The sequence below is a fragment of the Candidatus Binatus sp. genome, assembly GCF_030646925.1.
In the GTDB taxonomy this organism is placed as follows: domain Bacteria; phylum Desulfobacterota; class Binatia; order Binatales; family Binataceae; genus Binatus.
In genome coordinates, this window is record NZ_JAUSKL010000124.1 from 1 (window position 1) to 18794 (window position 18794).

Sequence of the window (18794 nt, forward strand, 5' to 3'; positions counted from 1 at the left end):
GAATCTCCGCGCGGATAGCTGCCGGTGCGCACCGGGCATCGTCTTGCCTGGATCCAGCAACTTCGGCCGCGTGTGATGACATCGCTTAGTGCACCAACGCGATCAGCGAGCTCACGATGTAGGCAACGGAGATGGCGCCGAAGATCACTCCGGGCATCTCGTTCAGCATGTTGTACTGGGCAAGCCGCACCGCGTCGCTCGACGGAGTCGCCTCGATCATCCGTCCGATCCGATTGATTCCTGCCTCATTCATCGTCGCGTTCATTTTCATTCCTCCAAACTGTTTGCGTGTTTCGTGTCATTGCTCGTCAAGCAAGCGAGATCAGCGAGCTGACGATGTATCCGAGGGTGAGCAGCCCAAACACCGCGCCGGGCAGTTCGCTCAGCAGGTTGTTCTGCGCATACCGGGTGCTCTCGGTCGCTTCGATCGTTTCCGACACGTTGCGGAATCCGGCGAGCCTTGCTTCGTTAGTAGTTGCGTTCATTTTCATGTCCTCCGCGATTCAGTTCGTATGTCCTTTAAGCAATGCCAATGCCATCGGATTTCTACTGATTTTGCGAGGCCGCCAGTCTGCCATTTTCGCGAAATGTAAGCGTCGCATTCATAAAATGCTTACATACACTGATATTTTCGTAATCGCATTATGCGAGCGGCGAAGCCAGCGCCATACATGATCCGCATCTTATTCCTCATTCGCGAAAATCAAGCAGCCTCGGACACGCAGTTGATTTATGGCATCCTCCACCGAGCCCGCTGCTCTTTGATCTCTGCGATTCTTCTGCGAGAGTGTACCGATGGCGAGTAGCGAACCCGGCCCTGAAGCGTCGGAATTGCCCCCCAAGGCGACCGGCAGCCTGAACCCTCCGACCGGCCCACTGCTGATTGCCGGCGCGATGCCCCAGCCGGCGCCCTCCTTCTCGCGCGATACAGTGCTGCGATTCGCCGAGGTCTCGATCTTCCTCGTCGGCGTGATCGGCGCGGTCGCGCTCGGTCTCGGCATCACCGCGTACTTCGCGGAGCACAGCTACGTGTACGCTTACTTGCTCGCCTACGCCGGCTTCCGCTTCTCCGATCTGCTGGTGCGCGACGATTCCATCGACGGCACCGCGCGCCAGGAGTTGGGCAATCGAATCGCGGCGCAATTGCCGCTGCTCCTGATGTTCGCGGCGGCGCCGTTCGAACGAACCTACGTCTATGGCGGTACGATGCCCGAATCGATCGGCGCGCTCGGCCTGCTGCTCGAGCTGCTCGGGATGTGGCTGACTTTGGGCGCGCGAATCCAGCTCGGCTACTTCAGCCGCGGCGATCCCGAGCATCCGTACCTGGTGCGCAGCGGCTTCTATCGTTATATCCGTCATCCAGTTAACGCCGGCACCTTCCTGGTCGCACTCGGATGGCCGCTTGAATACGGCGCTCCGGTCACGCTGCTGGTGACGCTGATTATCGGGGTCGCGATTCTGCGCCGCCGTATCGCATCGGAAGAGAAAATTTTGCTCGCGCGGTTCGGCGAAATGTACGAAACCTATCAGCGCGAAACCGACGCGGTGATTCCGACGCTCTGGTAGCGAATCCCGCGCGCATAGCCGATGGACTTCGTCTCTCTACTCATCGTCGGCGTGGTGCTCGCCTTTGTATTCCGGCGGCTCAAGGAGATCGCGAGTCGGCTCGACGGCAAGATCCAGACGCCGAGCGAGATCGCGCTCAGCGATGCGATCCGCAATCTCGAAGCGCGCATCAATCAACTCGAGTCGCAGGTGCAGACGCGCGGGCACGAGACGGTTCCGCCGGTCGAATCGACGCCCGCCACCGATGCCGCGCCGTCGATTGCACCGGTCGAAACAATTGCTCCGCCATCGGTGATCGAGACTCCGAGGGATTCCGCCGTCGCTGCGACCGCGCGCGCCGCGACAGGCCCGTTGAGTGCGCCAGTATCAACGGACCGGCCCGCACGACCGGCGATCGCGGAGCAGGTCGGTCGCGCATTGTTCGGATTCGTCCGCGAGCAAGTCGGCAGCCATGAATGGGAGTCGATCGTCGGCGGCAATCTGCTGAACAAGGTCGGCGTGCTCGTGCTGCTGATCGGCGTGACGCTCTTCCTTGGATTTTCGCTGACGCGACTCGGTGCAGCCGGCAAAATCGCGGTCGGTCTCGCGGTGAGCCTCGCGATGCTCACCGGCGGGATACTCGCCGAACGACGCTCGCGCTACGTCGTGTTCGGCCGCGGACTTATCGGCGGCGGATGGGCCGGCATCTACACCACCGCCTTCGCCGCGCATGGATTGCCGACCGCGCGCGTGATCGAAAGTCCGACGCTCGCGACGATTCTGCTGCTCGCGGTCGCCGCCGCGATGATCGCGCATTCGATTCGTTACCGCTCTGAAGCGGTCACGGCGCTCGCCTACCTGATCGGCTTCGTTACGCTTGCGATTAGCCCGATGTCCTCGTTTGCGCTGTTCGCATCGATTCCGCTGGTCGCCTCGCTGCTCTACATCGCAAATCGGTTTCATTGGGAGCGCATCGCGGTCGCCGGAATCGTCGTGACGTACGCGAGCTACGCGTGGGCGACGCGCGAAGGCGCAAGCTCGGCCCCAGTGTTCGCAACCGACCAGGCCGCGCTCGCAATCTACTGGCTGATTTACGAAGGCTTCGATCTCGCCGCTCTTTATCGCGAGGGCCGCCGCCGCGGACCGGGTCAGATCCTCGCCGCGCTGAACGCCAGCGGATTCGTCGGCGTTTCGATGCTGCAGTGGCTCGAGCGGAGGCCCGACGATCTCTTCGTCGTGCTCGCCTATTCGGCCGCAGCATTTGTGATAAGCGCGATCGTTCGCGCGAGAATCGTGCGACTATCAGCCGATTCGCCGCTCCACGAGCGCGCCGCCGCAGGCAGCTACGAACTCAGCATCACGATCTCCGCGGCGCTCGCCGCCGCCGCGATCTTCCAGCGCTACGCCGGCTACTCGATCAACGTCGCCCTGCTGCTCGAAGCGCAGTTCCTCTTCCTGATTGGCGTGCAGACGGGCCAATCGTACCTGCAGATTCTCGGCGCGATCGTGTTTGCGATCCCCGTCGGCAAACTCGGCTACGCGTTGTTCGACGACAACACGATGATTGTGTATCGCGGCCTGAAATTCTCGATCACGACGCCGATCGCGATCCTCACCGCCGCGGCCGGGTACCTCGATCGCGCGATGGCGATGCGGGCGCACACGCCGCGCAGATGGCGAATCCTCGCCTGGACCGCGTCGATCATTTTAGGCGCCGTTATCGCAAACGAGGCCGAAGCTTCGCACACCGGTATCGCGTGGCTCGCGCTCGGCGGATTGCTATTCGAAGCGGGATGGCTCGCCGACGATTTCGATTTTCGGCTTCAGTCGTACGTCGCGAGCAGCTTCGGCTTGATGTCGATCGCGACCGTCAACCTCGATTTCGTTCCGGTTGAGCAATCGCATCGATGGGTCACGCTCGCGCTGGCGTGCTGATGGCTTACGGCGCGAGCCTGCAACTGATGTACTTTTCGCGCGCCACGCTGACAAACACGGAGCGCTCGTTCGCCCGCGACGGCGCGTCGATCGGCGGCGCCGTGCTGCTGCTGATCATGCTGTGGCATCTGCTCCCGCCGATGCTGGTTGCGATCGCATGGATTGCGGTCGCGGTGATTCTAATCGAAGCAGGCTTCATGCTGATTCCGTCCGCGCTGCGATTCGAAGGGTACGCCGCCGCAGCGCTGACCGTCTCACGCCTCTTCGACGTGAATTTCATCACGTGGTCTCGCACCGCATTCATTTCCGATCGCCTCGCCACCGTGATTCCCGTGATCGCCGCGTTCTACTACCTCGCGTGGCGCGTCAACGATCGATCGCAGCAGAGCTCGCAAAAGTCGATCGATCAGCCGGCCGCCGGCGCGTTTCTTTACGCCGCCGCGCTGCTGGTGACGACCTTAATCTGGTACGAAGTCGCACCCGCATACGTGGTGGACGTATGGGCGGTCTTCGGCCTGATTCTTTTGATTCTCGGCGCGCGATTTTCGATTCGCCAACTGCGCATCCAGAGCTACTTGATCGCGCTGGTAGTTTTCGAACGATGCTGGCAGGTGAATTTCGATCTGACCGGCCTGCTGACGCGCGCGATCTCGATTCGAGTCGCGACCGCATCGATCGCGATCGCATGCCTCTACCTGTCGCAACTGATTTCTCCGCGCGAGAGCACCGAACCTCCGCCCACGCCGCGCGCGAACCCGCTCGAAGAAACGCTTTGGTATGTCGAAAATTACGCGCGCCCGGCCTTTTCGATTCTCGCGACCGCGATGCTCACGATGCTTTTCTACTGCGAAGTCTCGGGCAACCTGCTCACCGTCGCGTGGGCGTTCGAGGCCGTGGTTTTGCTCATCGGTGGCTTCGCGATGCGCGAGCGAGTGCTGCGCCTATCCGGACTGTTGCTGTTCTTCGTCGCGGTCTTCAAGGTATTCGTTTACGATTTGCGCGAACTCGAAGCGATGCCGCGCATCGCATCGTTCATCGTGCTGGGCGCGTTGCTGATCGCTGTCTCGTTCGGGTATTCGCGCTATCGCGAGAAACTGAGCCGCTTCTTATAGCCGGGCCGCGTCTTAGGGTCGCCGGGCTTTCACCTGGCATCGCACATTCGAGCAAAAGTTCTCGTCGTCGCGCGCGGTCACGAACATGTAGCCGCATCCCCAGCACTTGAAGAGCTTCTCGCCGTCCTTCAACATCGGCACGATTCGCTCCACCGCGTTGGCCTGAAGTTGATCGAACAAAGTCCCAACAGATGGAGGTACTCCGAAGTTTGATCCATCGGCGACCAGGCGGCCTTTCGCGCCCATCACGGCGAGTTCGTCCGCGCGATGATTGATCGGGTCGCTATCGTGTCCGCGCACCCACTCGAATTGGACGTGGCGGATTTTCGCTTCCGTATCGAGCAACTCCCACAAGTCCTTATTGGCGTTGCGCTTCCAACGCAGATTCATCGTCTTGATGACGTATTGACTGTCGCTGCGCAGCACCACCTCGGCGCCGGGCTCGGTGGCGCGCAGCCCTTCGATCGCGGCGGTCATTTCCATCCGGTTGTTGGTGGTCGCAGTCGCGCTGCCGTTGTATTCGCGCACCGCGCCGTCCGGATCTTGCAGCACTACGCCCCATCCGCCCGGCCCGGGATTTCCCAGACAGGAACCGTCGGCGTAAATGAGGTGGTGGCGATCCGACCGAGTCACGCGCGAATTCTAGCCGAACCCGCGTTCTTTTCGGAGACGCGCAAACCAGTCCACATATTTGTGCGCCGCGGCTTCCCATGAAAAATCGGCGGCGAAACAATTCGCCATCAGCCGCCGCCACCCTTCTCGATTCCTGAACGTCGCGACCGCCCTGGAGAGCGCCGCGACCATCTCCGCCGCCTCGAATTTCTCGAACACGAAGCCGTTGCCGGTTCCGCTCGCCGCGTCGAACTCGCTCACCGTATCGCGCAAACCGCCGGTCGCGCGGACGATCGGCGCGCTGCCGTAACGCAGCGCGTACATCTGCGTCAGCCCGCACGGCTCGAATCGCGATGGCATCAGGAACGCGTCGCTGCCGGCCTGAATCTGATGAGCCTTGACGTTGTCGAACTCGAGGATGACGCGAATCTGGTCGGGATATTTCTGCTCTGCGGCTTTGAAAAATTTCGCGAGCGCCGCGTCGCCGCTCGCGAGCATCACAAGTTGCAGATCAAGTTCCATCACCGGTTCGATTGCGTCGCGCAGCAGATCGACGCCCTTCTGCTCGGTCATCCGCGTGACCATCCCGACGATTGGCCACTCTTCGCGATTCGGCAGCTTCAGCATCTCGCGGAGCGCGCGCGAGCATTTGCGCTTGCCATCGGGCTTTTGCGGCGTGTAGGTCGCCGCGATATCGCGATCCTTCGCCGGATCCCACTCGTTGTAATCGGCGCCGTTCAGAATCCCGACGAAATTTGCCTTCTTCTGGGCGAGCACTCCTTCGAGCGCAAATCCAAGCTCGGGATCGTTCACCACCTCGCGCGCATAGGTCGGGCTCACCGTCGAGACGCCGTCGGCCAGCACGATCGCGCCCTTCATCAGGTTCATCCGGGCGTAGAATTCGAGGAAGTTCATCGAGAAGTACGACGCGTCGATACCCAGCAGCGGAAAATCGGCGGGGTCGCCGACGCCCTGGAACGCCAGATTGTGAATCGTGAAAATCGACAGCGCGTCCCGATATTTCTGCCGCAGCGCGGCGTCGGCGCGAACCACGATCGGCGTCGCCGACGCGTGCCAGTCGTGCGCGTGAATCACATCGGGTCCGATAATCTCCGCCGCCGCGAACGCCGCCGCGCGTCCGAAAAAAATGAAGCGGCGCAGATTGTCGGGATAATCAGCGCCGCGCTCGCCGTAGATACCGTCGCGCTCGAAAAATCCCGGATGCTCAATCAGGTACATCGGCACGCCCTGCCGATCGTGCGCGAGCGATACCGAAAAGGGCTCGTCGATGTCGCCCATCGGAATCGAGAGTCCGCTCAGCAGCGGCTTCGCTTCGACTTTTTGCAATATCGATTTGTAGCCCGGGACGATCAGCGACGGCTGATGCCCAATCCTCTTGAACGCTGCCGGCAACGCGCCAATCACGTCGGCGAGGCCGCCGGTTTTTGCGTGCGGCGCAACTTCCGCTGCGACAATCGCGATCTTCACACGTCAATTATGCTTCATCGCATCGTTTGAAGCCCGTCGATCGCGGACGAGAAAAAGGGCAGCCCGAGGCCGCCCCTTCGATGCGATCATTTTGTCGTTAACTTAGTTCATCGACCGGCGGCCGCGGCGGCTTCCGCCTGATAGGTCCTCGAACTCGCGCTCAATTTCGGCATCACGTGCTTGCCGATCAGATCGATCGTCTGCATCACCTTGTCGTGCGGGACCGCGCCGACCTGCACCAGCATCAGCAGCATGTCGATACCAGCCGCCTCATAAATTTTGGCAACCTTGAGGCAATCTTCCGGATCGCCGACCATCACCGAGCCCGATTCGATTCGCTTGTCGAGGTCCGCCAGCGACATCCGGTAGTCGCCGATCGCGACCGCTTGCTCCGCCATCTTCTTGTAGTACTCGTAGCCCTTGATTTCTTGCTTCGCGAACGGAGTGAACAGTTCCGCGGCTTTGCGCGTGGTGAAATCGATCGCGTCCTTCGCGATCACCTTCGCCTCTTCGCGCGTCGGTGCGCATACGCAGATCGTGGCGGCGGCGGTCTTGTCGTTGACGAAGGCGCCGACCGGTTCGCAAGTTTTGATCGCTTTCTTGTACACCGCGATCAGCTTGTCGAGCATCCCCGGTTCCGAGATTCCGAAGCCGAGCGCGCCGATTCCCTTCTGCCCCGCGATTTCCCAGGTGGCCGGCTGCGTCGCCGCTACCCACATCGGCGGATGCGGTTTCTGAATCGGCTTCGGAATTACCTCGCGTTCCGGCATCTTGAAGAACTTGCCGTCGTGGCTGTAGGTCTCCTGCATCCACATTTTCGGAATCGCGGCGACCGCCTCTTCCCACATCGCGCGCGAATCTTCGGGATTGACCTGGAAGCCGCCGAGTTCCTGCTCGGTGATCGAGCGGCCGGAGCCGAATTCGACGCGGCCGTTCGACATGATATCGAGCACCGCGATTCGTTCCGCCACGCGCGCCGGATGATTGAACGGAATCGGCAGCAGGCAAATCCCGTGGCCGAGGCGAATCCGCTTCGTCACCTGGCTGAGCGCGCCGTACCAGACCTCCGGCGCCGACGAATACGACCACTCGCTCAGGAAGTGATGCTCGACGGTCCACACCGAGTGATAGCCAAGCACGTCGGCGAGTTTCACCTGCTCGGTCGCCTGGTGATAGATGTCGTACATGAAGCCGGGGTAATGCGGCCGGCTCCGCTGAATCTCATACTGCAGCGCAAACTCCATTGAGGCCTCCTTCAGGCTCGGGCGGCGGCATCGCGCGCCGCGGGTTCCACGTTGGTGATGCCGCCTGCGGTCTTCCACGAATGAATTTCGGGGAGCACGCGTTCTCCGATCAGTTCGATCGATCGCATGATGCGCTCGTGCGGAATCGCGCCGTATTGCAGGAAGAACAGCACCTGGTCCGCGCCTGTCTCGTGATACTTGCGCGCGACCCGGATCGCTTCGCCGGGACCGCCGATTGCGACCAGGTCGCCTTCCTTCATGAACTCGTAGTAGTCGCGCGTAATTTGCGCCGGATCGAATCGCGACGCCGTGTTGAGATATCTGTACGACTCATCGACCTGGCGAGCCTGCGTGACCGTCGATACCAGCTCGAATCCTTTGCGCACGTACCACAGCGCGGCCTCGCGCGCGATCTGCTCGGTCTCGCGCGCATCGTCGCCGATGAGTCCCATGATGTTCATCGAAACTTGATTGTTGATCGTCTGTCCGACCGGCGCGGGATTTTTGATTCGCTCGCGATAGAGCTGAATCCTCTTCGCGACCTCCGGCAGCTCGACTCCGAGCGTAAAGCACAGCACTCCGAGTCCGCGCTCGGCCGCGAGCATGAACGTATTGGGACTGGTAGCCGCCACCCAGATCGGCGGATGCGGCTTTTGAATCGGCTTCGGGATGATCGAAACTGGCGGCTCGACGGTCCAGTACTTGCCGCGCATCGTGAACGGATCCTCGCGCCACATCCGCGGAATCGCTTCGACCGCCTCGGCCCATCGCGGCCGCGTGTCCTCGGGCGGCACGCCGAAGCCGAGCATTTCGTCCATGGTGGTCGCGCGGCCGGTGCCCAACTCGACGCGTCCGTTCGACATGATATCGAGCACCGCGATTCGCTCGGCCACGCGCACCGGATGATTGAACGGCAGCACCACGACGCCGTGCCCGATCCGAATCTGCTTGGTGCGTTGCGTTACGCAGGCGAGAAAAACTTCCGGCGCCGAGCAGTAGGAAAATTCGTTCAGGAAATGATGCTCGACGGTCCACACCGAATCGAAGCCAAGACGATCGGCAAGTTCGATCTGCGCCATCGTTTCCCAATACACGCGATATTCGTGATCGGGCCCGTGCGGCTTGATCGATTCGATTTCGTAGATCAGCCCCGCCTTCATTTTGCGACACTCCATTGGCGCAGGAACTCGCGCCCCTGGCGGCGTAGCGATTTGCGGAGATCGAAACGCGGCCCGTGCAGATACCATAGCATCGCGGAACCCAGGTAGCTCGAAAAAATCTGCGTCGCGGCCCATTGCGTGTCGAGACCGGCGTCGAATTCGCCGAGCGCCTGGCCGTGGGCGACGAACTTGCGGAAGGTTGCGAAGCCGTCGAGGTTGGCCTTGCGCATCGCGCGCAGCACGCGCGGTCCGATCTTGTGCGATTCGAGCGCGATGATCAGCAGCAGCCGGCTAACCCACGGATTCTTTTCGTTGAGCGCCGCCATCGTGTCGAACATCCTGAGGAACTCGGCGCGGAACTCATGCGCGGTGCGGGCCGAGGCGGCATCGCCGAACGCCAGGTTCCATTCGCCGAGCACTTTCGCGACGACCGCGAGAAAAAACGCCTCTTTGTCCGCGAAATGCCAGTAGAGGGCGCCCTTGGTCACGCCGGCGGCGCGAGCGATGCGCGCGAGCGAGGTGCCGCGATAACCGTACGACGCGAACAGATCCATCGCGGCGTCAATCAGCACCTGGTCGAGCGTGCCGCGCCGCCGCGAGGGCGGAGCTACTCGCGCCGGGGTTTTGCGAACCGGTGACAACATTGAACGAACGGTATGGTGGGGCAGAACCGCAGCCAAGGTCAAGCGCGCGTTTCAGGCGCTCCTTCGCGGATCAGTGCGCGCGGGCAGGCCCGCAGGCCGAGTCCGAACGATCGTTAGGCGATTGCCAGCCGCTAGTTATTGTGCAAGGAGTCGTCGGGCGCCTTCATGTTGCGCTCGAGGCACCATCGATCGATCACTTCAGCGTTAAAGCGCCAGTCGGTGCCAATCCTGAAACCTGGCAACTCGCCGCGACGCAGCAGCTTGTAAATGGTCGAAGGATGCACCCGCAAATATTCCGACAGCTCTTTGACAGTCATCACGCGGGGCAGTGTGTATTTCGCTTCCGTGGCCATATTATCTCCCGGGACGGCAGATCCCGAACGTTGCTTACCTGCAAAGACGGGCGGTTTATTTCGCATGCTATCCTCTCCACCCCCTACGCGCACCATGAGTCTCTTTACAATTCTCAAAATCAGTGATGATGGTCAAGCGCAGCTTTATCGGATTTTGGATACTCTTGGCTCGTTTGTTAAGTTTTACGCGACCGAATTAGCAGTGAAATCGAAGGATTTGGGAAGCAAACACGCTGCCAATTGGATCTAATGGCATTTTGCTCCGATTTGAACCCGAAATTTAGTTAATTGCGAACAATTTGCCATGTAAAAGCTTTTAAAAAGCTACAATTACCCGATCCTATCTCGAAACCGGAGCGAATCAGCGGCCTGCTTCGCACATTTCGGTGTATTTACTTGAGTCCCCGGACTTCGCTTCCGCTATCCTCATATCGTACGCGCGGCACCTTGACGCGTTGCGTTCGATCTGAGTGATCGGTCGCGGTGGCGTCGGATAGAATGGCTAGGTCTGCCGCCGGAGTGCAACTTGAATCTGAACATGAGAAGGTAAGCCGAGCACGATGAGAAGAGCAGTTACGGTACTGGTGGCGTTGGCGGTGATCGCATTCGTCGCGTATGAAGGATGGCAACACCTGCAATCGCGGCGCGCGCAGCAGGCCGGCCTGATCACGGAAGATATCCGCCACGACGGCGACCTCTGGAAGGCGGATTTCACCGCGCGTATCCCGGCGCCAGAGCAGGTCGTTTACGACGCGCTCCGCAATATCGAGAGCACGCACGGCGATCAGCTCAAAGCGGTGCGAGTAATATCGCAGAACGGCGACAATAAGGTCGTGGACATCGATCTCGTCGGCCCCGGCGGTCAGATCATCACGACCCGGATGGAATTCCACTACCTGCCGGCCGAGAAAAAAATCGTGTACCACACCGTGAACAATCCGTTGTTCGACACCCAGGCGGTGTACCAATTCGGTGACGAAGGCGCGAGCACGTTCATCGACTATCATCAGACCACCAAGCTGCTGCAGCAGATGCCAGTCCCCGACGGCGTGATCAAGCAGGTGATTCGCGCGATCTTTGTGGCGCAGCTCGAAGGGCTCAAGCAGGCGTTGCATATCAAGACGGCGGACCAGGCCGACACGAGCGACGATTGACGCGCCGGGTTCGATAGCATCGCGATGACCGAGATCGATACGCATTTCCTGAGCGGCGTCGAGCAGTTCAATAGCGGCGAATTTTTCGAAGCGCACGAAGAGATGGAAGAAGCGATGAACCTGCTCGAGGACGACACCCGCGACTGGGACTTCTACCGCGGGATGCTGCGCGCGTCGGTGGCGAATCACAAGCTCGGGCAAGGCGACGTCGCAGGCGCACAGTTGCATCTCCGCGCGGCGCTCAAATTCCTCGAACCTTATCCCGATCGCCATCGCGGGATTCGGCTCCGCGAATTTCGGAGCGCGTTGACGGCGGAACTCTCGCGCCTCGAATCCAGCGCAACCGGCATCGAGCCGCCGCGAATCGAGATGACAGGTTGAAGCACCTCGATAATTGAACCGATGCCTCGACTTGCCGCAGAATTCGTTACCTCCGCGTTCGCGCTCAGCGGATGGCCGCGATGGAATCGCGCCGAAATCGCACTCGCCGGACGCTCGAATGTCGGCAAGAGTTCGCTGCTAAACGCGATCGCCAACACCAAGGGACTCGCGCGAACGAGCAAGACGCCGGGGCGGACGCGATGCCTCAATTTTTTCGCCGTCGGCGACTCGATCGCGATCTGCGATTTGCCCGGTTTCGGTTACGCGAAGATGGGACACGACGAGGCGCGCAAAATCGCCGCGATGATGAACGAATATATCGAAGGCCGCGACAACCTGGCGGCGATCGCGATCCTGGTCGATTGCCGGCGCGGACCTCGGGACGAAGAACTCGCGCTGGCCGAGGGCGCGCGCGCTCGCGGTGTCGATGTGATTCCGATCGCCACCAAGTGCGACAAGTTAAAACGCTCCGAGCGCGCCGCCGCAATCAGGCGCTTCGACTCGATGGGCATCGCGCCGATTCTATGCTCGGCCACTTCGGCCGAGGGAATCGACGAACTCCGCCGGCGCATCCTCGCGCTGAAGCGGCGTACAACTGAGGACCGCATCGAAACGTGATGACGGCTGACGTTTCGGTAATCATTCCAACTTACAATCGCAGCGCGATGGTGCTCGAGGCGGTCGAGTCGGTTCTCGGGCAAACGCACGCGTCGTTCGGGTTGATCGTCGTCGACGACGGCTCGACCGATGGCACGTTCGAGGAGCTGTCGCGAATCAACGAGCAGCGAATGCGCGTCGTGCGAATCGCGAACGGCGGGCCGGCCGCCGCGCGCAATCACGGCGTCGCGATCGCGAATGCGCCGATGATCGCGTTTCTCGATTCCGACGATCTCTGGATGCCGCAAAAGCTCGAACGCCAACTCGCCTTCATGCGCGCTCATCATGATTGTGCGATATCGCAGACCGACGAAATCTGGATGCGCGGCGGTCGCCGCGTGAATCCCGGACTTAGGCATCGGAAGCGCGCGGGCGATATTTTTGTCGATTCGCTGCGCACCTGCCTGATCAGTCCGTCGGCAATGATCATGCGCATCGAATTGTTTCGATCGCTCGGCGGTTTCAACGAAATCATGCGCGCGGCCGAGGACTACGACCTGTGGCTCAGGATCTTGATGAATCACCCTGTGGGTCTGCTCGACGAAGCGCTCGTCACGCGGCGCGCCGGCCATCCGGGCCAGTTATCGGCAACGATTCCCGCTATCGATCGATTCAGAATTCTCGCGCTGACGAAGTTGCTCGCGGATGAGCGACTGGTCGGCGAACGGCGATTCGCGACGGCGGCGGTGCTCCGCGAGAAGTGCGGAATCTACGCGGGCGGCCTCACCCGCAGAGGCGAAATCGCGCGCGCGAAGTTTTACGACAATGTTCGCGAAGGTGCGCTCGCGTGGAGCGAGCGGCCCGATTCAGAACTGCCGCGCGCAATCGAAACGATGCGCGCCATGCTCACAAACAAAGCAGCTCAATCCGTCATTCCGAGCAAAGCGAGGAATCCCGTTTCCTCGATCAACGCATAATGAACGGTACGGAAGTCGAATCGCGGATTCGTGCCTTGGCGGCGGAAAAACGGCTCCCCGCGACGCATCTCGAGCGATGGCTCGCACTCGATCACGCCTCGCGCGCGCGATTGCTGGAAATCATGGAGATGCTCAAGCTCCGCACCGGGCAAATCGTAACCGCGATCGATCTGCTCGACGAAATCCGCGTGCGCGATCGAATCGCGATCGCGCAACTCCTCGATCGGCCCGCGATCGTGCGCGTCCTTAAATCCGCCGGCTCGACGCCATCCCGCGCGAGCGCCCTGCTCGACGAATTGCGCGCGATGCGCTTTCCGCAGATGCGCGCGATGCAATCGCGGCTCGAAGCCGAAATCGCGGCGCTTAAGCTTCCGCGCGGAATTGCAGTAGTCTTGCCCCGCGACCTCGGCAATGATGAGTTGACCGTCTCGATTCGCGCCCACAGCGGCGCGGAATTCGAACGGATGCTGGCAGCGCTCGAACTAAGGAAAGCCGGCTTGATCCGCGTGATCGGATTGCTCGGCGGCAAAGAATGAATTTCGATCTGGACAACATAACAATCGAGCGCGGATGCGCCGATACGCCGCTCGCGACGCGAGTGATTCGCGCCAACGCGAATCGCGCGCCGGTGAGCTACGTCGATGATGCGCGCGAATTGGCCAAGCCCGACGCCCGCTCGCTCGATCCGTTCGGCGCAGGCAAGCGGCGCATGATCGTTGCGCGCCGCAAGACTCCGTTCCTGATGTCGTGTCCGGCCGGATCGTCGCGCTTCGCGTGCTGCGGCTACCTGGTTTTGACGCTGGCGTCGAACTGCCCGATGGATTGTTCGTACTGCTTCCTGCAGGAGTACCTCGCCGACAACCCGGCCTTCCAGGTGTATGCGAATTTCACTGAGTCTTTCGGCGAACTCGATCGCTTGATTCACACCGCGCCCGAAAAACATTTCCGCGTCGGCACCGGCGAGCTGGCAGACTCGCTCGCGTTCGATTCGATGACCGCGATGTCGCGCGACCTGATCGAGTTTTTTTCGGCGCGCGAAACTCTGACGCTCGAGTTCAAAACCAAGACCGACGAGATCGAAAATCTGCTCGCGGTGGATCCGCGCGGCCGCGTGCTCGTTTCATGGACGCTCTCGACCGATGCGGTGTTCCGCAACTCGGAGCATCGTACTGCGCCGCCGTCGGCCCGAATTGCCGCTGCGCGCGCGGTGCTCGACGCCGGCTATCGCGTGGCGTTTCATTTCGATCCGCTGATCGCGTACGAAAACGCCGAACGCGATTACGTTGAATTGATCGACGAACTGCTCGATACGATGCATCCGAAAAACATCGCCTTCATCAGTATCGGCGGGCTCCGGATGACGCCTGGCTTGCGCAGCGCGGCGCGGCGGCGTTTTCCGAACGACGCGATGCTCTGCGGGGAGGACGTGCTCGCCGCCGACGGCCGCTACCGAACCTTCACGCCGCTTCGACTGAAATTGTATCGCGCGATCGCCGAGCGCTTCCGCATTTGCGGCGCCGAAGTCCCCGCGTATCTCTGCATGGAGCCGGCGGCGATCCACGAACGCGTCTTTGGCAACGTGCCGTCGCGTCCCGCCGCGGTCGGCGAGCGCCTCGCCTCGAGTTGAAACGAGTCGAGTTGAAACGATCGGACGCGCTCAAATGACGACCCGGAAAAAATCCGCGCCTCGCAGAAACCGCAGCGGGCAATCGAAACGCGCTACTGCCGCTTCGATCGCCGCGTCGAATGGACGCCTGTCGCGCGACGCTTCGCGTGCGGCGAACGAGCGCCCGATCGGCGTCTTCGATTCCGGAATCGGCGGCCTCACCGTGCTCAAGGCGCTGACCGAAGCACTGCCCAGCGAGGATTTCATCTACCTCGGCGATACGGCGCGCCTCCCCTACGGCACCAAATCCAACGAAGTAATAATTCGCTACTCGAAGGAGAACACCGAATTTCTGCTGGCGAAGGGAATCAAGATGCTGGTGGTCGCGTGCAACACCTCGAGTGCGGTGGCGCTCGATGCTATCGCCTCGCAAACGATGGTGCCGGTGGTCGGCGTGATCGAACCGGGCGCGCGCGCGGCGGCGAATGCCTCGCGCCGCGGAAAAATCGGCGTGATCGGCACCGAAGCGACGATCGCGTCGGGCGCTTACACGCGCGCGATCCAGCGGCTCAGCCCGCGCGCCGAAATTTATACGCGCGCCTGTCCGTTGCTGGTGCCGCTCGCGGAAGAAGGATGGGTCGATAACGAAATCGCGGAACGCACGGTCGCGATCTATCTCGAAAGCCTGAAGCAGAGCGGCATCGATACGCTGCTGCTCGGATGCACGCACTATCCGCTGCTCAGCGAAGTGTTTGCGCGCGTGCTGGGAGCGGGCGTCAGGATCGTCGATTCGGCGACTGCGACCGCATCGGAAGTGCGCGATCGGTTGCGCAGTTTGCGCCTGCTGAAGCGCGGCGGCCGCGGCAGCCAGAGTTTTTTCGTCACCGAGACGCCCGATCGCTTCGTGCGCGTGGGGCGGCGATTCTTAGGCCCGCAAGTGGAATCGGCGGTGCGAATCGAACGCTAGCTATTCGCTCGCTCTCAACCTCACACCGCCCGCAGGTTCCCTTTTCCTATTCGAACAGGCCGTAGGCCGCATCTTCCGGACGGGAAGCCCGAAACCCGTAAGGGGTTTCGGAAATTTTCTGCTCCTGCGCATGTGTATCGCGAGACTCTCACGCCGGCGGCGGATTCAGTATAGAATGTCTAACGCTAGCGAGGGCGCGCGAGCGGTGAGTATCGAACCCGCCGCGCGGCTTCGGCGCGAACCTAATCGTGAGACTTGCTCATAAAAGATGGCTTCAGCTTTTTCCCTGGTAGCGCGCAAAATCTTCGGCTCGAAGAACGACCGCGAACTCAAGCGGTTGCGCCCCGACGTTGACGAGATCAATCGGCTCGAGGCCGAAGTCGCCGCGCAAAGTGACGACGAACTCCGGCACCGAATCGCCGAATGGAAATCGAACTTAAGCGCGATCGACGACCGCGAGCGCCGCGAAGACGCGATGCAGGAAATACTGCCGCAGGTCTTCGCCGTCGTGCGCGAGGCCGCCAAACGCACGCTCGGCCAGCGCCACTTCGACGTGCAGTTGATCGGCGGGATGGTGCTGCACTCCGGAAAAATCGCCGAGATGAAAACCGGCGAAGGCAAGACCCTGGTCGCGACGCTGCCCGCCGTGCTGAACGCGCTCACCGGGCGCGGCGTGCACGTCGTGACGGTGAACGATTATCTCGCGCGGCGCGACGCCGAATGGATGGGGCGCATCTACAATTTTCTCGGCCTCTCGGTCGGCGTGATCGTGCATGGCCTCACCGATCAGCAGCGCAAGGAGTCGTACGCGTGCGACATCACCTACGGCCAGAACAACGAATTCGGCTTCGACTATCTGCGCGACAACATGAAGTTCAATCTCGAGGACTATGTCCAGCGCGAGCATAATTTCGCGATCGTGGACGAAGTGGATTCGATCCTGATCGATGAAGCGCGCACGCCGCTGATCATTTCCGGCGCATCCGAAGAATCCACCGATACCTACTACGTCGTCGATCGCGTCATCCCGCGGCTCAAGAACGAAGAGCATTACGCGATCGACGAGAAGATGCGCACCGTTGCGCTGACGGAAGATGGCGTTACGCGCGTCGAGCAATTGCTCGGGATCGAAAACCTCTACGACCCGCGCAACATCCTGATGCTGCACCATGCGAACCAGGGCCTGCGCGCGCATACGCTGTTCAAGCGCGACGTCGACTATGTCGTGAAGGATGGCGAGGTGATCATCGTCGATGAATTCACCGGACGCCTGATGCCGGGGCGGCGCTGGAGCGACGGATTGCATCAGGCGGTCGAGGCGAAAGAGAACGTCAAGATCGAATCGGAAAACCAGACGCTCGCGACCATCACGTTTCAGAATTACTTCCGGATGTACAAAAAACTCTCGGGCATGACCGGCACCGCCGATACGGAAGCGGTCGAGTTCGGCGAGATTTACAAGCTCCAGGTGATGGTCATGCCGACCAACATGGAGATGATCCGGATCGACAATCACGACATGGTGTACAAGACCGAGGACGAAAAGTTCGACGCCGTGATCGAGGAGATTTGCGACTGCAATGAGCGCGGACAGCCGGTGCTGGTCGGCACGGTGTCGATCGAGAAATCGGAGCGCGTCGCGGAGAAGCTGAAGAAGACGGCGGTCAAGCATTTCGTGCTGAACGCCAAGAATCACGAGCGCGAGGCGGAGATCGTCGCGCAGGCGGGGCGTTTTGGCGCGGTTACGATTTCGACCAACATGGCGGGCCGCGGTACCGACATCGTGCTCGGCGGCAATCCCGAGTTCATGGCGGCGGCGGAAGCCGGCACCAAGGAACCGGCCGACGAAAAATTTCAGGCCGCGCTGATCAAGTATCGCGAACAATGCAAAGCGGAGCGCGAGCAGGTGTTGCAGGCGGGCGGCTTGCACATCCTGGGCACCGAGCGCCACGAATCGCGGCGAATCGACAATCAATTGCGCGGCCGTTCGGGACGCCAGGGCGATCCCGGCTCGTCGCGATTTTACATGTCGCTCGAGGACGACCTGCTCCGCATTTTCGGCGCCGATCGCTTGAAGGGCCTGATGAGCCGGATCGGGATGGAAGACAACGAACCGATCGAGCATCGATGGATTTCGCGCGCGATCGAAAACGCGCAGAAAAAAGTCGAGGCCCACAACTTCGACATCCGCAAGCATCTGCTCGAATACGACGACGTGATGAACAAGCAGCGCGAAGTCGTGTACCATCGCCGGCGCGAATTGCTGAGCGGTGCGTCGCTCAAGCAGGACGTGCTGCAGATGTGCGACGAACTGATCGAGGAGATCGCGGCGGCGCACGCCAGCAACGAAATCGATCCGAAGGAATGGGACTGGAAGCAGATCGACGACGCGTTTTTCAAGCAGTTCAAATTCCGGCCGAGCTTCACCGCGGAGAACGAGATCGAGGGCAAGCCGCTCGCCGCGCCCGACGACCTGGTCGAGCTGGGCTCGGAGCGCGTGCACGCGTTGTACGATCAGCGCGAGCAGGAATTCACCGAACCGGTGATGCGGCAAATCGAAAAGATCGTGATGCTGCAGACGCTCGATTCGCTGTGGAAGGATCATCTGCTCGCGATGGACCATCTGAAGGAGGGCATCGGGCTGCGCGGCTATGCGCAGCAGAACCCGCTGGTCGAGTACCAGAAGGAAGGGTTCACGATGTTCCAGGCGCTGATGTCGGTGATGCAGCAGGATGTGGTCGAGAAGGCGTTCAGCGTGCAGGTCCAGCGCCAGCAGGACGTCGAGCAGATTCAGCAGCAGCAAAAGCCGCAGCGCGTCGTAATGCAGCATGGCGATCAGACCGAGACGCCCGCCGCAGAACCAGCGCGGCGCGACGGCGACAAGGTCGGTCGCAACGAACCGTGTCCGTGCGGCTCGGGCAAGAAGTACAAACGCTGCCACGGCAAGTGATCGCGTTCGCGAAGACTCTCATCTAGAGATTCCCGCCCGCCTAGCAGAGCGGATTTGTTTGCAGATGCG

The 18794-nt window shown here is 61.1% G+C and carries 19 protein-coding genes; 11 read left to right on the plus strand and 8 right to left on the minus strand.

Annotated elements, in window-relative coordinates; translation table 11 throughout:
* Positions 1 to 85: 85 nt before the first annotated feature.
* Positions 86 to 265 (minus strand): hypothetical protein, encoded by a 180-nt coding sequence (locus Q7S58_RS21035; protein WP_304830685.1) that lies wholly within the window; start codon positions 263 to 265, stop codon positions 86 to 88.
* A 43-nt stretch (positions 266 to 308) separates the two neighbouring features.
* Complete coding sequence (locus Q7S58_RS21040) at positions 309 to 485, minus strand: hypothetical protein (protein WP_304830687.1); 177 nt, start codon at positions 483 to 485, stop codon at positions 309 to 311.
* Between the two features lie 310 nt (positions 486 to 795).
* On the opposite strand from Q7S58_RS21040, the gene Q7S58_RS21045 reads away from it, so the two are divergent.
* Genes Q7S58_RS21045 through Q7S58_RS21055 form a run of 3 tightly spaced genes read left to right on the plus strand, consistent with a single transcriptional unit; the run spans position 796 to position 4592 of the window.
* Positions 796 to 1566 carry an isoprenylcysteine carboxylmethyltransferase family protein gene (locus tag Q7S58_RS21045; protein ID WP_304830689.1) on the plus strand — a complete coding sequence of 257 codons (771 nt, stop codon included), beginning with the start codon at positions 796 to 798 and terminating at the stop codon, positions 1564 to 1566.
* A 21-nt stretch (positions 1567 to 1587) separates the two neighbouring features.
* Positions 1588 to 3480, plus strand: a complete 1893-nt coding sequence (locus Q7S58_RS21050) for a DUF2339 domain-containing protein (protein WP_304830691.1) — start codon at positions 1588 to 1590, stop codon at positions 3478 to 3480.
* Positions 3453 to 4592: a DUF2339 domain-containing protein gene (locus Q7S58_RS21055; RefSeq protein WP_304830693.1), complete on the plus strand. Its 1140-nt coding sequence runs from the start codon at positions 3453 to 3455 to the stop codon at positions 4590 to 4592. Before Q7S58_RS21050 ends, Q7S58_RS21055 begins: the two co-directional genes overlap by 28 nt.
* A gap of 12 nt (positions 4593 to 4604) precedes the next feature.
* Here Q7S58_RS21055 and Q7S58_RS21060 read toward each other — a convergent pair whose 3' ends face one another.
* The 6 genes from Q7S58_RS21060 to Q7S58_RS21085 form a co-directional block, all read right to left on the minus strand.
* Positions 4605 to 5225, minus strand: coding sequence for a ribonuclease H (locus Q7S58_RS21060; RefSeq protein WP_304830695.1), 621 nt, complete (start codon positions 5223 to 5225; stop codon positions 4605 to 4607).
* A 9-nt stretch (positions 5226 to 5234) separates the two neighbouring features.
* Complete coding sequence (glgA, locus tag Q7S58_RS21065; RefSeq protein ID WP_304830697.1) at positions 5235 to 6692, minus strand: glycogen synthase GlgA; 1458 nt, start codon at positions 6690 to 6692, stop codon at positions 5235 to 5237.
* A 107-nt stretch (positions 6693 to 6799) separates the two neighbouring features.
* Positions 6800 to 7936, minus strand: a complete 1137-nt coding sequence (locus Q7S58_RS21070; RefSeq protein WP_304830698.1) for an LLM class flavin-dependent oxidoreductase — start codon at positions 7934 to 7936, stop codon at positions 6800 to 6802.
* An 11-nt stretch (positions 7937 to 7947) separates the two neighbouring features.
* On the minus strand, positions 7948 to 9096 hold the full coding sequence (locus Q7S58_RS21075) for an LLM class flavin-dependent oxidoreductase (RefSeq protein WP_304830699.1): 1149 nt from the start codon (positions 9094 to 9096) through the stop codon (positions 7948 to 7950).
* Positions 9093 to 9740, minus strand: coding sequence for a TetR/AcrR family transcriptional regulator (locus Q7S58_RS21080; RefSeq protein WP_304830701.1), 648 nt, complete (start codon positions 9738 to 9740; stop codon positions 9093 to 9095). The genes Q7S58_RS21075 and Q7S58_RS21080 overlap by 4 nt, the downstream gene beginning before the upstream one ends.
* 131 nt (positions 9741 to 9871) lie before the next feature.
* A complete protein-coding gene (locus Q7S58_RS21085) occupies positions 9872 to 10093 on the minus strand; it encodes a helix-turn-helix domain-containing protein (protein ID WP_304830703.1) in 222 nt (73 codons plus the stop codon).
* Between the two features lie 560 nt (positions 10094 to 10653).
* Here Q7S58_RS21085 and Q7S58_RS21090 point away from each other — a divergent pair.
* From Q7S58_RS21090 to secA, 8 genes are all read left to right on the plus strand, one after another.
* On the plus strand, positions 10654 to 11247 hold the full coding sequence (locus tag Q7S58_RS21090) for a hypothetical protein (protein WP_304830705.1): 594 nt from the start codon (positions 10654 to 10656) through the stop codon (positions 11245 to 11247).
* A 24-nt stretch (positions 11248 to 11271) separates the two neighbouring features.
* Complete coding sequence (locus tag Q7S58_RS21095; protein WP_304830707.1) at positions 11272 to 11628, plus strand: DUF309 domain-containing protein; 357 nt, start codon at positions 11272 to 11274, stop codon at positions 11626 to 11628.
* A 21-nt stretch (positions 11629 to 11649) separates the two neighbouring features.
* Positions 11650 to 12246: a ribosome biogenesis GTP-binding protein YihA/YsxC gene (gene yihA / locus Q7S58_RS21100; RefSeq protein ID WP_304830709.1), complete on the plus strand. Its 597-nt coding sequence runs from the start codon at positions 11650 to 11652 to the stop codon at positions 12244 to 12246.
* On the plus strand, positions 12246 to 13202 hold the full coding sequence (locus Q7S58_RS21105) for a glycosyltransferase family A protein (protein ID WP_304830711.1): 957 nt from the start codon (positions 12246 to 12248) through the stop codon (positions 13200 to 13202). The genes yihA and Q7S58_RS21105 overlap by 1 nt, the downstream gene beginning before the upstream one ends.
* Positions 13202 to 13738 carry a hypothetical protein gene (locus tag Q7S58_RS21110; RefSeq protein ID WP_304830713.1) on the plus strand — a complete coding sequence of 179 codons (537 nt, stop codon included), beginning with the start codon at positions 13202 to 13204 and terminating at the stop codon, positions 13736 to 13738. Before Q7S58_RS21105 ends, Q7S58_RS21110 begins: the two co-directional genes overlap by 1 nt.
* Positions 13735 to 14829, plus strand: coding sequence for a spore photoproduct lyase family protein (locus Q7S58_RS21115; RefSeq protein ID WP_304830715.1), 1095 nt, complete (start codon positions 13735 to 13737; stop codon positions 14827 to 14829). The genes Q7S58_RS21110 and Q7S58_RS21115 overlap by 4 nt, the downstream gene beginning before the upstream one ends.
* A 34-nt stretch (positions 14830 to 14863) precedes the next feature.
* The gene (gene murI / locus Q7S58_RS21120) at positions 14864 to 15775 is read left to right on the plus strand and encodes a glutamate racemase (RefSeq protein ID WP_304830717.1); all 912 of its coding nucleotides are present in this window, start codon (positions 14864 to 14866) and stop codon (positions 15773 to 15775) included.
* Between the two features lie 268 nt (positions 15776 to 16043).
* Positions 16044 to 18725, plus strand: a complete 2682-nt coding sequence (gene secA, locus Q7S58_RS21125) for a preprotein translocase subunit SecA (RefSeq protein ID WP_304830719.1) — start codon at positions 16044 to 16046, stop codon at positions 18723 to 18725.
* Positions 18726 to 18794: the final 69 nt, after the last annotated feature.

What these genes read in the sequence shown, in the direction of transcription:
- Q7S58_RS21050 (WP_304830691.1), top strand. Translation starts at nt 1,588, where the DNA reads ATGGACTTCGTCTCTCTACTCATCGTCGGCGTGGTGCTCGCCTTTGTA.
- Q7S58_RS21095 (WP_304830707.1), top strand. Translation starts at nt 11,272, where the DNA reads ATGACCGAGATCGATACGCATTTCCTGAGCGGCGTCGAGCAGTTCAAT.
- Q7S58_RS21085 (WP_304830703.1), bottom strand. Translation starts at nt 10,093, where the DNA reads ATGGCCACGGAAGCGAAATACACACTGCCCCGCGTGATGACTGTCAAA.
- yihA (WP_304830709.1), top strand. Translation starts at nt 11,650, where the DNA reads ATGCCTCGACTTGCCGCAGAATTCGTTACCTCCGCGTTCGCGCTCAGC.
- Q7S58_RS21075 (WP_304830699.1), bottom strand. Translation starts at nt 9,096, where the DNA reads ATGAAGGCGGGGCTGATCTACGAAATCGAATCGATCAAGCCGCACGGG.
- Q7S58_RS21080 (WP_304830701.1), bottom strand. Translation starts at nt 9,740, where the DNA reads ATGTTGTCACCGGTTCGCAAAACCCCGGCGCGAGTAGCTCCGCCCTCG.
- Q7S58_RS21055 (WP_304830693.1), top strand. Translation starts at nt 3,453, where the DNA reads ATGGGTCACGCTCGCGCTGGCGTGCTGATGGCTTACGGCGCGAGCCTG.
- Q7S58_RS21070 (WP_304830698.1), bottom strand. Translation starts at nt 7,936, where the DNA reads ATGGAGTTTGCGCTGCAGTATGAGATTCAGCGGAGCCGGCCGCATTAC.
- Q7S58_RS21115 (WP_304830715.1), top strand. Translation starts at nt 13,735, where the DNA reads ATGAATTTCGATCTGGACAACATAACAATCGAGCGCGGATGCGCCGAT.
- murI (WP_304830717.1), top strand. Translation starts at nt 14,864, where the DNA reads ATGACGACCCGGAAAAAATCCGCGCCTCGCAGAAACCGCAGCGGGCAA.
- Q7S58_RS21045 (WP_304830689.1), top strand. Translation starts at nt 796, where the DNA reads ATGGCGAGTAGCGAACCCGGCCCTGAAGCGTCGGAATTGCCCCCCAAG.
- secA (WP_304830719.1), top strand. Translation starts at nt 16,044, where the DNA reads ATGGCTTCAGCTTTTTCCCTGGTAGCGCGCAAAATCTTCGGCTCGAAG.
- Q7S58_RS21110 (WP_304830713.1), top strand. Translation starts at nt 13,202, where the DNA reads ATGAACGGTACGGAAGTCGAATCGCGGATTCGTGCCTTGGCGGCGGAA.
- Q7S58_RS21090 (WP_304830705.1), top strand. Translation starts at nt 10,654, where the DNA reads ATGAGAAGAGCAGTTACGGTACTGGTGGCGTTGGCGGTGATCGCATTC.
- Q7S58_RS21105 (WP_304830711.1), top strand. Translation starts at nt 12,246, where the DNA reads ATGACGGCTGACGTTTCGGTAATCATTCCAACTTACAATCGCAGCGCG.
- Q7S58_RS21040 (WP_304830687.1), bottom strand. Translation starts at nt 485, where the DNA reads ATGAACGCAACTACTAACGAAGCAAGGCTCGCCGGATTCCGCAACGTG.
- Q7S58_RS21035 (WP_304830685.1), bottom strand. Translation starts at nt 265, where the DNA reads ATGAACGCGACGATGAATGAGGCAGGAATCAATCGGATCGGACGGATG.